The organism is Enterocloster bolteae (genome assembly GCF_002234575.2).
In the GTDB taxonomy this organism is placed as follows: Bacteria; Bacillota; Clostridia; order Lachnospirales; family Lachnospiraceae; genus Enterocloster; species Enterocloster bolteae.
Window position 1 is genome coordinate 2,682,655 of record NZ_CP022464.2, and the last position, 13,116, is coordinate 2,695,770.

Here is a 13,116-nt window from a genome sequence, read left to right on the forward strand (position 1 = left end):
TGTAAAAGGGGTAGGGAGACAGCCCGCACGCTGATAAAATGTTAAGAAGCAATGCCAGAGGAGACTTATATGACCGGACAAATTGCAGATGTTTATGAATACAACGGAAACAGATATAATATAGTGGCAATTAAGGGAACGATGAATTTTGATATTCATGAGTTGGGGTTTGATCCCGTACCCATTCATACGGCATGTTGGAGAGGTTATCATTGCATTTATAATATAACTGAGGAAGGCCTGTTTCTAAAAGATTTGTTTGTAAACGATAGAAACGGCAGCTATCCGCCTGTTAATGGAGTGGAACCAGAGGAGGACAGGTTTGACGGTAAGGTATATTATGGTATCAACATTCCGGTGAAATTTGATGGCGGTATTATCATTGGGAATGATTTTCTGACACGATATTATATCCATATGGGATTCCAGCGGGTTTATGCATATAAGACAGTATATGAGCTGATTTTTAAAGAGGGCCTTATAACAAAAAAGACAGACCTTTCAAAAAGGGCAGCTTTAATAAGAACAGAAATTGACGAGAAGGGCATTGACAGGGCCAATATTTCTAAGTTCGTAGAAGAGAGTTTTTCGTTGGATTACGAAGATAAATGGACTGTTTATTGATAATGATGACAGGAAAACGCTGTTTGAATTAAAAGGAAAAGAAAGTGGGGAGGCAATGAGTCATACAAAAGAGTACAGGGGCGAAAAGATAGAAGCCGGCCTTACCGCGCGTTTGATTCCGCCCGGCGCACAGTATTCGGACAGCTTCTGCAGACTTATATTGACTGAGCGTCACTTATATATACTGGAGGATAATTATAATGGCACTTATAATGAGCTGTACGCTTTTTTCATTGAACGGATACAGGATATGGAGGCGCAGGTTAAAGGATTAAGGTATAAAAAGTCAGTGCTGGGAGAAATGTTTTCCAATGGTATTTTGTCGTTGTTTGGAGGGGTTCTCTATGCTTCCGAGAAAAAGAAAGAAGACAATGGGATTCGTTTTGTCATTACATATGATGACGGTATGGGAAAATGTAATCAGTTGTATTTTAAAGATTTGCAGACAAATTCAAATCATATGGTAAAGGTGTACCATACGTTGAAGAAATCCTTTGATAAGACCATTATGAGGTGAGGTGGCGGATGATGGATGGACATATATGGTTTGTTGGCTGGTATGATGGAGGGGATTACCATGAGATAAAAATCACTCAAAAAGAAGTGGATAATTGCGGCACGGCCGGGTGCGGTCTGAATTCCATTTTATATTATATCGGCGGTAAATATGGGGACGAAGCTTTATACAATATGATATATCTGCAGTCCATTGAACCGTTTGGGACCAATGGTATTTTTCGGATGTGTGTGACGGACCCCATTAAAGTTCATCCTGAATTTCAAAATGGAGGAATATATTTAGTTGATTGTAATAGAACATTGATTTGCAGAAACGGGGACGAATTGTATATGGAACTGGTAAAGGAGAAGGGTGATATCTCATGATGCCCCCTTCTTTTTTTGCTCTTGATAACTGCCGCGGATGTATGTCTATGGCCTGCAGGCCATAGCTATGATGCCTCCAATGAGAGGCCTGGCATTCTTATATTTATCACTGCGGGAGGGGCTGAGCCTTGATATAAAGGCCGGAAAGCGCGGTATGAAATTAGACTATAAAATTAAAGCAGAATATGGTAATATATAGATAACTGCTTTTAAGGAGATGTTATGAGAAAGGGATTCTGGAAGCAATTATCATACGAAGATAAATTTGATAGAAAATACGCGTGCTGGGCAGTGAATCATAACGGATGGAGAAAGTGCAAGCGTTTAAACAGGAGAGCTGCCAGACGTGCGCTGAAACGATTGAATGAGGAAAACTATCCAACGTAATGTGGCATGGCGGGAAGTGGTTTTTAGTGATGGGAAGGGAGTGACAGGAGATGGCAGATATAAAATATGATATTATAAAAGAAATTGGCGTGTTATCCGAAAATGCAAAAGGATGGCGGAAGGAGCTGAACCTGATTAGCTGGAACGGAGGCGCAGCGAAATACGATATCCGTGATTGGGCGCCGGACCATGAGAAGATGGGGAAAGGGACTACTCTGACAGAGGAGGAAATGGAGAATCTGAAAGAGATACTGGGACTGATAGAAACGGTAACAGAAGCGTTTGTCTGACAGGAATCAGTAAGGAGGAAAGCCATGCTGGAAAGATGGAAAAAACAGTTGTTTTCAGAGGACGGGATGAAAGTAGTCAATGTTTTGTTTATTCTTTTGTATCTGGTCAGAAATCCCCTTTTTACCATATGCGCCTATACTGTATGGTTTGTATATTTGGTATATTCTGTCAGGCATACAAAGAGTAAGGGCATGAAGATATTTTATTCTGTATTAAGTATGCTTGCAATGGCAACCGTACTGCTCAATGCTTATTTTACCATCTTATAGCCAGGAGCTATGAGAAAAGAAATAAGAGAACTGGTGAAAAAAACGAATGCCTGAAAGGAATATTTTGTGAAAACATATAAAATTTACCAAGTGGATTCATTTACCAGAGACAGGTTTCATGGTAATCCGGCCGGGGTTGTTCCTGATGCAAAGGGGCTTACCGATGAGCAGATGCTGAGGATTGCAAGAGAATTAAATAATTCGGAAACAGCTTTTATGTTTGAAACAGATTCTCCGGATTATAATATAGAAGTACGTTTTTTTACACCCACAACAGAAGTTCCCATATGCGGCCATGCCACAATAGCGGCCCATTATGTCAGGGCCAAAGAGAGAAATATGGAAGGCGGAACGGTCGTTCAAAAAACAAAAGCAGGAATACTGCCCGTAGAGGTTGTCCGCACCCTAAGTGACTACTCAATCACAATGACCCAGGGAACGCCTGCGGTGTCTGCGCCCTTTGGGGATGCTGTAAGAGAACGGATTGCGGACGCTCTGGGAATTGCTCATGAGGAGCTATGCAGGGAATATCCCGTTGCTGTTGCTTCCACCGGGCATTCCAAGGTTATGGTTCCCCTTTATTCAAATGAGCTGCTTCATGGACTGCGGCCGGATTTGCAGAAGCTGACAAAGATTAGTAAGCAAATTGAATGTAACGGATACTATGTCTTTACACTCAATCCGCAGAATAAAATTTTGGTCCATGGAAGGATGTTTGCTCCGGCTATCGGAATTGCGGAAGACCCTGTAACAGGAAACGCAAACGGTCCCCTGGGCGCATATCTGGTGCATTTTAATATTTTACAGGAGGAAGATGCCCCATGCTTTGACTTTGATATTTTACAGGGAGAAGCGATTAAACGCGATGGAACAATGCACGTTCATGTTGAAAAAGAGCACGGAGCGCCGAAGCTGGTTCAAATTACAGGGAATGCTGTCATTGCTTTTTCAACGGAGATTACTATTTGAGCATATGATGAAGAGCTGAATTTCCTTTTATTTGGTAGATTCAGCTCTGTTTTATTGGGACTATGCGCATAGGGCATTTTTTGCCATGGCATTTATGACTTCTGTGTATCTGTATTTTCCGGTGGGCAGCACAGCGCCTGGTGTGCTGCGATGGTGGCTAACGTATCCCCCAATTGCATGAATATGGAACTGATAAGGGCAATTTCTTCCGGGCTCTTACCTTCTGCAATGCAGCAGGCGAGCGTGGATACAGAAAGGGCAAGTTCGCAGGATTGCAAGACAAATCACCTCCTTGTAGTCATTTGATAGGCCGGCATCCGAAAGGAGAATTCCGGTATGCCTGTTGCATAGGGAGCAATCTCATATTGCTGATAATATATGACAATATATCCGGGCCGCAGAAAGAAATGATTTTGATTGAACTTATTTCTCAGAAGATAGGGGTAATCTTCAAAATAAGAACCAGGGGATTCCTTTAAGCGTTCTGCGATTTGCCGTTCCACAGACGTTTGGAGTCCGTTCAGGGCTGCGGGAGTAAGGGCGGAGATATCGTCCAGATGTAACTGTTTGCCGGTACTGAAATCCCATGTGTCTGAAATCCGTTCCAGTTCCTGATGGGCGCCTCCCATGTAAGTGTAGGTATCCATATAAAGACTTGTAATACAGCCGGAATTATAGGTTATCTGATAATTCATATCCAGGGTATAGCGGTTGAAGGGCGGATGATTGGATGTAATATATCTGGCACTTTCAACCGCCTGAGGGTAGAGGACGGTACGGCAATACTGTTCTGTATTCTCTGCAAGCTGCATATAATAGATGTTTGCTGTTTGGGCAGCTGATAAAACACAGGTGGTTGAGAAGGATGGATAGGCAATATGATAGGTAAATACCGGTATGTTCCCATAAAGCATGGTGTCGTTCAGGATTTTTTCTGTGATTGTCTGCACATTGATTTCCGATTTAAGTAGTTTGTAATAGTATATTCATATAGATTCCTGACATGACAGTGTTAAATGGAAAGCACAGTATGCGCATCGGAATGGTCGTTTTGCATAAACAAGGGCCATGTGGGCAATAAAATCTATAGTGGCTTTACAGACTGAATTTTGGTATAATATAGTAAGTTTATTATAAAAATCTTATGCTCTATAAAAATATGTGAGTTTGGAAACGTAATGGAGGTAGTACGATTGTCTACAAATTATTATATTTTTAACCGGAAAAAACGGGAAGAAATCCAGGAATTTAACAGGTTTTGGGAAGAAATATTTATTCCAGGAATAAAACAGCAGATAGAAGATCATTGCAGTAAGCAGAATGGAGCTTATGTCAACACGGATTTTGGAAATGAAATAATCGGAGAAAAAATATCCGGGATTTCGGGCGCGCCAGGTAAATCCGAGAGCTATGAAACCGTTATAGGTGTGTCTCACTGGAATGGAAAGCGGAACCTGTTCCAATGGGAAGGTTCCTATGTTGAGGAACATATCATCCGTGATGAGTCCAGTCTGGTGGAGTTTTTTAACAGTAAGATGAATCAGCAGCAATACAGTATCGTGGATGAATTTGACAAAGAGTATACACTTGAGGCGTTCTTAAATGCCATAAAATATGGAGGGGATGAATCAGTTTCCTGATGATATAAATCATATGTTTTGCATTTATGCGGATACGTGAAAGGCGGGTCCGCATTTTATCATTTCAGGCACGGAAACCAGGCAGGAAATTTGATTGGTGAAATAATACGCAGAAACAAATATCAGAAAACAAATGTTCGGATTCTGTTTGACAATATCAGCTGTGTTTGGTATACTTTGTGTATCGAACAAATGTTTGGAGGCGCGTGATGTCAATAAGCAGAAACTATGCAGTCAGATGTCCTGAATGTGGTTGTATCATACCATTTGAATTATATGACAGTATTACATCATCCTTGGATCCGGGGCTTAGGCAGCAGATTCTGGACGGTCAGTTTGAAACAGTAGTATGCCCTGATTGCAGGGCTGTGTCATACATACAGTATGATATTTTATATCACGATCCTGCCAGAAGGTTTATGGTATGTGTGGGAACGGATTATTCGGATGTGTTTCAGCAGTCTGATTGTCCGAAAGATTACAAGCTGAGATATGTGGATGATTATAAGCAGCTGGCCGAGAAGATACGGATTTTTGAGGCAGGGCTGAATGATAGAATTATGGAAATAACAAAGGAGTCCATGCGCCATATGGCAAAGAGAAACCTGGAGTTATACTATGCAGGCAGCAGGAGAAAGCTTATGTACTTTATTGTTCCGGGACATGAGCGGTATGTAGCTGTATCACAGGGCCTGTATACCTTGGCCGGAAAATATTATGATAAGATTCCTGTAGAGAAAGAATTTGGATTCCTGCGGATTAACCGGAAGTATGCGGAGGCATTGAAAACAGTAGCGGTATGATGATATAATCAGAGTATCAGGACAATTTGAAAAGGAGGGTATGTGATGGAACGTAAAGTGATAAAGATTTTTGGGGCCCAGGACAATATACAGGCAGAGATGATTCTGGAGACATTGGGCAACAATCAGATACCGGCTTACAAGAAGGGTGTGGGTTCCAGCGATATCATGAATATATATGGAGGCAATTCCCTGTACGGAGAGGATATATATGTTGCGGAAGAGGATGCGCAGAAGGCAATGGAAGTATTGGAGGGGATGGGGCTGACGGAGGAACGCTGAACATGGTGACTGATACTATCCATCTATTGCCAGAAACATAGATTTGTGATAGAATCCTTATGGGATAAAATCACGATATGCACTGCAGCAGGCAGGGCGGAATGGAGAAAACGAATGAAAGCATTTGATTGCGTTAACAAGCAGGAAGTTGAAGTTACTAAGGAAGGTTTGATTGACTTCATGAAAAAGGACCGCCAGATTGATATGAAGTTTGCGGAGAAGAGAACAGACGATATGGGATATCTGACCTGGGATGCCGAGAACTGGACATGCGTGGACGGACAGAACAAGTTCATGCGTTGTTATTCGCTGGAGGGCCGTGTGCTGAGGGATTCCACCAGCCATAATATTTATGATATGGAAAATGACTTTTTCCCGGAGCAGGCCATGGAGATTCAGATTAACTAAGTATCAAAAAAAGACAGTTCGGCTGTCTTTTTTTTATGGCTCTTTGTCAATAGTTGGGGTGGGATTTGTTAAAATCCCGCCCCAATTCTATGAAAAGGGCCCTTTTTATGTTTAGTTCCAGGTTTTACTGATTTTGGGCATGCCAAATAAGCCTCCGCATTACCGACCTTTTTATCCTATGATGTACAGTGAAGTATCCGGGTTCGGAACCGTTTGAAATTCCGGATTCCGTAGCTGCTCCGTTTTAATACCTTTATCTTGTTGTTAAATCCTTCTGTGGGACCATTTGTCAACCCGTATTTAAAGGCATTCAGAATTTCTTTTCGCCAGGCCCTGTAGGTCTTAGCACAGGCCTCAAATTCCTTGATCCCACAGCTCTGTGCATTCGCAATCCAGTCATCAAATTCCCTCTGCTGCTGACGATACGCTTCCATCTGGCAGATATCATAAAACCACTCTTTCATGCGGTGTGCCAGACGCAGATCCTCGCTATAGTGAAGCATTAAATCACAGGCCTGTTTGTTCTCATCTTTCAGCTTTTTATAGCGGGTCAGAATGAGTTTCCGGCTGCGTTTATAATACTTACGCAGAGAAACCGGCATGGAGCGCTGCAGCCGTTTGCGTACATTTTCAATCGCCCATGTCATCTGCCGGATGAAATGATATTTATCCACGATGATTGTAGCGTTTGGAAAGAAGGTCTGTGCAAGTTCGGTGTAGGGGCGCCACATATCGCAGACGAAGAACTTTACCTTCAGGCGTTCTTTCCTGGGAATGTTCCGCCAATAATCAGCCAGATGGCTCTGGGTCCGATCCGGGAGAATGTCGAGGATCCGGCGCTTTTTCGGATCAACCAGAATGCACTGATATTTACCGGTAGAAGCATTGCCTTTGAATTCGTCAATGGAAAGCGCTTGTGGAAGCTGGTCAGGCGGAGGATAGCAAATCGTGTCCAGAAGGCGGCAGACCGTCTGGACGGAAACACCGGTAAGCTCTGCAATCTGTTTTAAGGAAAAGGTCTGCCGGAGCAGGGAGACAATGTAAAATGCCAGTCTGCGGGTCCTGCGGTGGTAGCTGGGGAGGAACGAATAGGGTTCCGTGAACCGTTTGCGGCAGTATGGGCAGAGGTAGCGGCGTTTGCGAAGGAGCAGGATTACTTGTTTTCCCAGTAAGGGAATGTCCTGGACTTCTTGTAAACGGTAATCATGAATCCGTTTAGTTTTAGCCCCACAGCAGGGACAAGTCTGTTCTACCGGTTGGGACTGGATGAAAATTTTAATGAAAGAGTCTGCCTGAACCACTTTTTTAATAAAAACACCTTCCAAGTTAAGGAAAGCCTTGGTATAATTAGGGTACATCTATAAGGGGTCACCTCCGTAACATTAAACTTTGGTTGGGATAATGCGTTTAGGAGGCTTCTTATAGATGTATTTTATTACAACGAAAAGAATGTTGGAAGTGTGCTTTTCAGCACACCCCAACATTCAGTATAGAACCTTTTTTATCTGTATTTTTAACCCCATTGCCCTGCCTTTCTTCAGACCGGGATGGGATTTCAACCTGAGATGGGATGTATCTTTTGCTATTCCTGAAAAGAGGAGCAGCCAGCGGGCTGTTCCCGCTGGCTGAGTATTATGAAAAAAAGTTATTAGCATTGACCTTTTACAATGATTAGTATATTCAGAAAATGTGAGCAGTCTGTTGCAAAAGTATGAACGGTTTGTAATAAGTTTATGAATGAAATAAGAATGTACATATTGCACAAAAACAGGACGGGATTATTGAATAAAAAAGCCAATAGACTAAAAATGTTTTAGGGTATATAATTAATTTTGTATTAAATATTGGTGCTATTCACTATGTATATCCTGAGAATTGGCTCAGAGTTTCTACCAACTACCGTAAAGAGTTGACTACATGGCTTTTTGTAGTTGGCTCTTTTTTTGCAGTTAAAGATCTGCTGGCGGAGGGGGGAGAGTGAGGTAAAGCAGCTGGAGACCGGCTACAAGGGATAGCGACGTGAGGAATCTGATCACATTACACAGATTAAAACATGACATGGAGGACATAGCATTGAAACAAGAAACAGGACGTATAGACCGCTTTTTCCAGGTATCTCAGAACCATTCAAGCGTCAGGACGGAAGTGCTTGCGGGAATCACCACATTTATAACCATTGCCTATATTTTAATTTTGAACCCACAGATTTTAGCAGACCCCTACGTCATCATGGGGGATGCCGCCATGGCAGGCAAAATTGCAAATGGCGTATTTATTGGAACATGTATCGGAGCTTTTATCGGAACAATTCTCTGTGCATTGTATGCCAGAGTGCCCTTTGCGCAGGCGCCCGGAATGGGATTGAATGCTTTTTTTGCATACACGGTTGTGTTGGGAATGGGCTATACTTATGGTCAGGCCCTGGTGGTTGTGTTCATTTCAGGCGTATTTTTCATTGTGATAACAGCTATCGGACTGCGTGAGGCAATTATAAGGTCCATACCCGATGCGGTAAAAACGGCCATCACCCCCGGAATCGGTTTGTTTATTACTATCATCGGTCTGAAAAATGCGGGTATAGTCATATCAAATCCAGCAACCCTTGTAAGCCTGGTGGACTTTTCCCAATGGAAAATAGAAGGGGCTGATCTGGCTCTCATGAGCAGCGCTCTGGTTGCACTGGCCGGACTGGTTATCATGGGAATGCTTCATGCCAGAAAAGTCAAGGGTTCAATCCTTCTGGGCATTGTGGCTGCAACACTTATAGGTATACCTCTTGGGGTGACTCATATTTCAAACCTGGATATGAACATCGGAATGAAATTCAGGGATTTTGCAGAGGTATCGTTTATGAAAATGGACTTTGCCGGATTATTTTCAGGAGCCAATATGGTGGAGACCATCTTTACTGTAACCATGCTGGTCATCAGCTTTTCGCTGGTAAATATGTTTGATTCCATCGGCACACTTCTGGGCGCGGCCAAGCAGTCGGGCATGATTGATGAAAATGGCGAGGTGATCCGGATGAAGCAGGCGCTGATGTCAGATGCCATTTCTACGGCTGCCGGTGCCATGGTGGGAACATCCACCGTAACCACAGTGGTGGAATCCAGCGCAGGCATTGCAGCCGGAGGACGGACCGGACTTACAAGCCTGGTAACAGCCCTTATGTTTCTGGGGGCTATTCTGTTTGCGCCCATTGTAAGTATTGTTCCCGCAGCTGCCACTGCACCGGCACTGATTTTTGTGGGTATTTTAATGCTGGGAAATATCAGGGACGTAGATTTTTCTGATATGAGCAACGCGCTTCCCGCTTTCTGCACCATTGTATTCATGCCGTTTACATATTCAATTGCCAATGGCGTTGCATTCGGACTGATTACTTACTGCCTGATGAAGCTTACCACTGGCAGGAGGCAGGATGTGAAGATACTGACCCTGGCCATTTCGGTTGTGTTCGTGGTAAGATATGCATTTATGACATTGGGTTAGCTGGAGCTTGATGGGAAGGAGAAAAAACAGACTACAAAATCAGAGAAAGATATGATAAAATACATATAATTCATGGGCCATATCGTGAATTGGCCCTGAAAAAGGGAGGAGCCAGTGGGATATATCCCACTGGCCGAGTATTATGAAAAAAAGTCTTATAAGCATTAGCTGTTTACAATATAAAGTATATCCACTAATTATGAGCAGTCTGTTACCTAAATGTGAACAGTTTGTAAGTAGTTTGTGACAAAAATCATTCAAAATTCTTACAGGAAAAGACACGTAAACATGCGGGGCAGGAGGAATATAAATGTGGAGCAGATTGAAACAATTTCTGGGAATCATTCCGGATTTTACGGATTCTGAGGAGGTATTCCGTGCCTTGCATGGTGACGTGGTTAAAAGAAATTTTCTTTTTCACATATTCATCATTGTGTTTGAATTTGTGATGGTCATTTCCATATCCATGCGTCCGGGCGGGCCCTTTGCCAAGCCCCGCAGAGTGACATATTTTGTTTTGTATCTGGTCCTTATACTGGCAGCGGCAGGTGTTACATGGCTGGAGACATGGATTGACAGGAAGAGGCAGGCAGTACCGGCAGATTGAGGCCGCCAACCAGATGCTGAGCCAGGAGGCTCTGTCAGAAGCCCTGACAAACCTTGGAAACAGAAACCGCTTTGAGAAAACAATTCAGGCTTTTGAGTTTGATAAGCAGGGATGCGGGACTCTTGGCTGTATTTATATTGATGTAAACGGCCTCCATGAGATTAACAATCACCTGGGGCATCAGGCAGGAGCCCGGATGCTTAAAACCATATCGGACATCTTCCTGGAATATTTTGATTCCCAGGATATTTTTCGCATTGGGGGAGATGAGTTTGTCATTCTGTGTAAAAATATGGGACGCGAGGAGCTGGTGCGCAGGATAGAGCAGGTCTGCAGGAAAACGGAGGAGGCAGGTTTTTCACTCTCCACAGGACTGGAATGGCGGGAGTCGGATCTTAGAATTGAGGACATTGTACAAAAGGCAGAGAGAGCCATGCAGGAGAATAAGAAGGGCTTTTATTCTTCCAAGGGGGGAGAGCGGCAGAGGCGTGAACTGAACCAGCATATGGAACGGCTTATATCTGAGAAAAAGGATGCGGACCGGTTCCTCAGCATACTGGCTCCTGTGTTTGAGGGTGTGTTTTTTGTGAATCTGGAGACGGATACAGTGCGGCAAATCTTCATACCTTCCTATTTCCAGGAAATGCTGAAGGAATGTGGTGACAAATACAGCAGGGCCCTGCTGCTGTATGCAGATAGAATGGTGGAACCCCAATACGCTTCGTTATTTGAGCTCTGCTGTGATTACAGCCGTCTTGAAGCCATGCTGGAGGGAGAGGAGATACCTGATTTTACTTACCGGAAAAAGGATGGGAGCCAGCTGAGGCTGAGAATCCTCAAATTCTATCATTATGACAGCACGGGTAAGGAAACCTTATGGATTTTTTCTGATATAGAAATCATTTATATTGAATCATGATGGTTTTATGAATATGGTTTTATGAAAATACAGGGGCGCTGCAGCGGTCATTCTTGGCCTGCTGCAGCGCCCCGAAATATTACTCAGTCCATGGTTAATAAGTTAGAACGAAGATGTCTGAAGGCGGAAATTGGAGCCTGAACGAATCAAGGCAACTGTATAGTCCTGATTCTGCCGGAAGCTCATCCAGGTATCTACCAGAGGTGAACGCATGTCGTTCCCCTGGTAGACTGTAATACGATAGCGTCCGGGAATCACATTGTATATGCGGGAGTACTGCAAATAGTTCAGATTGGATACCACCAGGCGGTTGTTCACGTAAATCTGAATCGGTCCGGGGACAGATGCATTGTAGAATCTGACGCGGGCAGGAGAGAGGGGGAGAACGATGCCTGGCAGGATTGTACCCCAGTTCCAGGACCAGTCGGGCCGTACGGGAGGAACAGGCCTGGGAGGGATGGGTCTGGGAGGAGTGGGCCTGGGAGGAATGGGCCTGGGAGGAACCGGTCTGTTAGGCCATCCCGGTCTGTCGGGAATGGGGCGCCCGGGTCTGTCTGGAAGCGGAGGAACCGGTCTGTCGGGACGTCCGGGCCTGTCGGGTATAGGAGGGACCGGCCTGTCGGGCCGTACGGGTCTGTCGGGAATAGGGCGTCCGGGCCTGTCAGGAAGCGGGGCAACCGGCCTGTCGGGCATAGGGCGCCTGGGCATTGCCTGCATGGGACTGGCATCCCTGTCCTGCATGCCAAAATCATTCTCCTGGTCTGACCAGTCGCTTCCATCCTCCGGAAGAGGAAGAATGGGAGTGGTTTCCTGGGAGTTCAGCCATTCATCGGAGCCGTAAGGCTCTGAATCATATTCGGAATATTCAGCGGCTGAATTAAAGTCATCCTCTGTTGTGGATGGATAAAAATTATCGTTATACATAAGGTAACCTTTCATAAATATGCTTTGTCATATCTTATGCGCAGAAAAAGATTATGTGCGGGAAGGCTTGATTTTCGGAATACAAAGACATATTTCGCCATCAACCGGCAGGAGCGGCGCAAAATGCACAAAATAAAGTTTTCTTCTGGCAAAACTTTGGGCAGACTTTTTTATGACCCTATGCTATTATAATAGACGTAACCCCCCCCAATACATTATATAGTTTTTGCTACACCCCATAAGAAACGAAATACCTTCTCCTAAAATGACCAGTTCCCCGACTGGTCATTTTACTTTTATCTGAAGCTGCAAATTCTCGCGGTTTTATCTGGTTGTCACGGAAATGAATCCCCATTCTCAATTAAAAGTGCACAAAATTAAGTACGTAATTTTGAATAATATACACGAAATAAAGGACGGATCAAAAAAACAGTTGACTTTAAAGTTTGCGGGACTTACAATGTGTCCATGAAATGAATACGTATAATTAACAAAAAATTAACGGAAAAAGGAGGAAAAATTAGAAGAAATGACAAAACCATGGCAAAAACTTGGGGACAATGTAAAAAATGACAACAAATGACAAGAATAGATATCCTTAAAACCATGTTAATCT

The 13,116-nt window shown here is 43.7% G+C and carries 18 protein-coding genes and 1 riboswitch; of the genes, 14 read left to right on the forward strand and 4 right to left on the reverse strand.

Annotated features, from left to right (window positions below; translation table 11 throughout):
* Positions 1 to 69: 69 nt before the first annotated feature.
* The 6 genes from CGC65_RS12500 (at position 70) to CGC65_RS12525 (ending at position 3,425) form a co-directional block, all read left to right on the forward strand.
* On the forward strand, positions 70 to 624 hold the full coding sequence (locus CGC65_RS12500) for a hypothetical protein (protein ID WP_002567215.1): 555 nt from the start codon (positions 70 to 72) through the stop codon (positions 622 to 624).
* A gap of 55 nt (positions 625 to 679) precedes the next feature.
* Entirely contained in the window at positions 680 to 1,141 is a 462-nt protein-coding gene (locus CGC65_RS12505; protein ID WP_002567216.1) for a hypothetical protein, read from the forward strand.
* 8 nt (positions 1,142 to 1,149) lie between these two features.
* Complete coding sequence (locus CGC65_RS12510) at positions 1,150 to 1,509, forward strand: hypothetical protein (RefSeq protein ID WP_007035829.1); 360 nt, start codon at positions 1,150 to 1,152, stop codon at positions 1,507 to 1,509.
* Positions 1,510 to 1,946: 437 nt separating this feature from the next.
* Entirely contained in the window at positions 1,947 to 2,186 is a 240-nt protein-coding gene (locus CGC65_RS12515) for a YdbC family protein (protein WP_002567219.1), read from the forward strand.
* Between the two features lie 24 nt (positions 2,187 to 2,210).
* A complete protein-coding gene (locus CGC65_RS12520) occupies positions 2,211 to 2,456 on the forward strand; it encodes a hypothetical protein (protein ID WP_002567220.1) in 246 nt (81 codons plus the stop codon).
* Between the two features lie 66 nt (positions 2,457 to 2,522).
* A complete protein-coding gene (locus CGC65_RS12525) occupies positions 2,523 to 3,425 on the forward strand; it encodes a PhzF family isomerase (protein WP_002567221.1) in 903 nt (300 codons plus the stop codon).
* Between the two features lie 92 nt (positions 3,426 to 3,517).
* Here CGC65_RS12525 and CGC65_RS32520 read toward each other — a convergent pair whose 3' ends face one another.
* Together CGC65_RS32520 and CGC65_RS12535 are read right to left on the reverse strand one after the other, a co-directional pair.
* Positions 3,518 to 3,703, reverse strand: coding sequence for a DUF6774 domain-containing protein (locus CGC65_RS32520; RefSeq protein ID WP_007035827.1), 186 nt, complete (start codon positions 3,701 to 3,703; stop codon positions 3,518 to 3,520).
* A 6-nt stretch (positions 3,704 to 3,709) separates the two neighbouring features.
* Complete coding sequence (locus tag CGC65_RS12535) at positions 3,710 to 4,375, reverse strand: DUF3298 and DUF4163 domain-containing protein (RefSeq protein ID WP_002567222.1); 666 nt, start codon at positions 4,373 to 4,375, stop codon at positions 3,710 to 3,712.
* 243 nt (positions 4,376 to 4,618) lie between these two features.
* Between CGC65_RS12535 and CGC65_RS12540 the strand changes: the two genes are divergently transcribed.
* The 4 genes from CGC65_RS12540 (at position 4,619) to CGC65_RS12555 (ending at position 6,558) form a co-directional block, all read left to right on the forward strand.
* Positions 4,619 to 5,065 (forward strand): hypothetical protein, encoded by a 447-nt coding sequence (locus CGC65_RS12540; RefSeq protein WP_002567223.1) that lies wholly within the window; start codon positions 4,619 to 4,621, stop codon positions 5,063 to 5,065.
* 209 nt (positions 5,066 to 5,274) lie between these two features.
* Positions 5,275 to 5,868: a CpXC domain-containing protein gene (locus tag CGC65_RS12545; RefSeq protein WP_002567224.1), complete on the forward strand. Its 594-nt coding sequence runs from the start codon at positions 5,275 to 5,277 to the stop codon at positions 5,866 to 5,868.
* Between the two features lie 45 nt (positions 5,869 to 5,913).
* Complete coding sequence (locus CGC65_RS12550) at positions 5,914 to 6,150, forward strand: putative signal transducing protein (protein WP_002567225.1); 237 nt, start codon at positions 5,914 to 5,916, stop codon at positions 6,148 to 6,150.
* Positions 6,151 to 6,264: 114 nt separating this feature from the next.
* A complete protein-coding gene (locus CGC65_RS12555) occupies positions 6,265 to 6,558 on the forward strand; it encodes a hypothetical protein (RefSeq protein WP_002567226.1) in 294 nt (97 codons plus the stop codon).
* A gap of 176 nt (positions 6,559 to 6,734) precedes the next feature.
* On the opposite strand, the gene CGC65_RS12565 is transcribed toward CGC65_RS12555, so the two are convergent.
* The gene (locus tag CGC65_RS12565; RefSeq protein WP_002578311.1) at positions 6,735 to 7,916 is read right to left on the reverse strand and encodes an ISL3 family transposase; all 1,182 of its coding nucleotides are present in this window, start codon (positions 7,914 to 7,916) and stop codon (positions 6,735 to 6,737) included.
* 481 nt (positions 7,917 to 8,397) lie between these two features.
* A riboswitch (purine riboswitch) is annotated at positions 8,398 to 8,494 on the forward strand.
* Positions 8,495 to 8,631: 137 nt separating this feature from the next.
* Between CGC65_RS12565 and CGC65_RS12575 the strand changes: the two genes are divergently transcribed.
* The 3 genes from CGC65_RS12575 (at position 8,632) to CGC65_RS12580 (ending at position 11,576) form a co-directional block, all read left to right on the forward strand.
* Complete coding sequence (locus CGC65_RS12575) at positions 8,632 to 10,050, forward strand: NCS2 family permease (RefSeq protein WP_002567228.1); 1,419 nt, start codon at positions 8,632 to 8,634, stop codon at positions 10,048 to 10,050.
* Positions 10,051 to 10,360: 310 nt separating this feature from the next.
* The gene (locus tag CGC65_RS31795; RefSeq protein WP_002567229.1) at positions 10,361 to 10,657 is read left to right on the forward strand and encodes a hypothetical protein; all 297 of its coding nucleotides are present in this window, start codon (positions 10,361 to 10,363) and stop codon (positions 10,655 to 10,657) included.
* Positions 10,623 to 11,576, forward strand: coding sequence for a GGDEF domain-containing protein (locus CGC65_RS12580; RefSeq protein ID WP_002567230.1), 954 nt, complete (start codon positions 10,623 to 10,625; stop codon positions 11,574 to 11,576). The genes CGC65_RS31795 and CGC65_RS12580 overlap by 35 nt, the downstream gene beginning before the upstream one ends.
* A 102-nt stretch (positions 11,577 to 11,678) precedes the next feature.
* On the opposite strand, the gene CGC65_RS32525 is transcribed toward CGC65_RS12580, so the two are convergent.
* A complete protein-coding gene (locus CGC65_RS32525; RefSeq protein WP_227126051.1) occupies positions 11,679 to 12,065 on the reverse strand; it encodes a DUF4397 domain-containing protein in 387 nt (128 codons plus the stop codon).
* Between CGC65_RS32525 and CGC65_RS31805 the strand changes: the two genes are divergently transcribed.
* Positions 11,965 to 12,417, forward strand: a complete 453-nt coding sequence (locus tag CGC65_RS31805; RefSeq protein ID WP_002567231.1) for a hypothetical protein — start codon at positions 11,965 to 11,967, stop codon at positions 12,415 to 12,417. The two genes, CGC65_RS32525 and CGC65_RS31805, sit on opposite strands and share 101 nt — an antisense overlap.
* The last annotated feature ends 699 nt before the right edge of the window (positions 12,418 to 13,116 follow it).

Bases quoted from the DNA above. Each gene is read 5' to 3' on its own strand.
- CGC65_RS12500 (WP_002567215.1), top strand. From the start codon at position 70: ATGACCGGACAAATTGCAGATGTTTATGAATACAACGGAAACAGATAT.
- CGC65_RS12505 (WP_002567216.1), top strand. From the start codon at position 680: ATGAGTCATACAAAAGAGTACAGGGGCGAAAAGATAGAAGCCGGCCTT.
- CGC65_RS12510 (WP_007035829.1), top strand. From the start codon at position 1,150: ATGATGGATGGACATATATGGTTTGTTGGCTGGTATGATGGAGGGGAT.
- CGC65_RS12515 (WP_002567219.1), top strand. From the start codon at position 1,947: ATGGCAGATATAAAATATGATATTATAAAAGAAATTGGCGTGTTATCC.
- CGC65_RS12520 (WP_002567220.1), top strand. From the start codon at position 2,211: ATGCTGGAAAGATGGAAAAAACAGTTGTTTTCAGAGGACGGGATGAAA.
- CGC65_RS12545 (WP_002567224.1), top strand. From the start codon at position 5,275: ATGTCAATAAGCAGAAACTATGCAGTCAGATGTCCTGAATGTGGTTGT.
- CGC65_RS12550 (WP_002567225.1), top strand. From the start codon at position 5,914: ATGGAACGTAAAGTGATAAAGATTTTTGGGGCCCAGGACAATATACAG.
- CGC65_RS12555 (WP_002567226.1), top strand. From the start codon at position 6,265: ATGAAAGCATTTGATTGCGTTAACAAGCAGGAAGTTGAAGTTACTAAG.
- CGC65_RS12565 (WP_002578311.1), bottom strand. From the start codon at position 7,916: ATGTACCCTAATTATACCAAGGCTTTCCTTAACTTGGAAGGTGTTTTT.
- CGC65_RS31795 (WP_002567229.1), top strand. From the start codon at position 10,361: ATGTGGAGCAGATTGAAACAATTTCTGGGAATCATTCCGGATTTTACG.
- CGC65_RS31805 (WP_002567231.1), top strand. From the start codon at position 11,965: ATGCCTGGCAGGATTGTACCCCAGTTCCAGGACCAGTCGGGCCGTACG.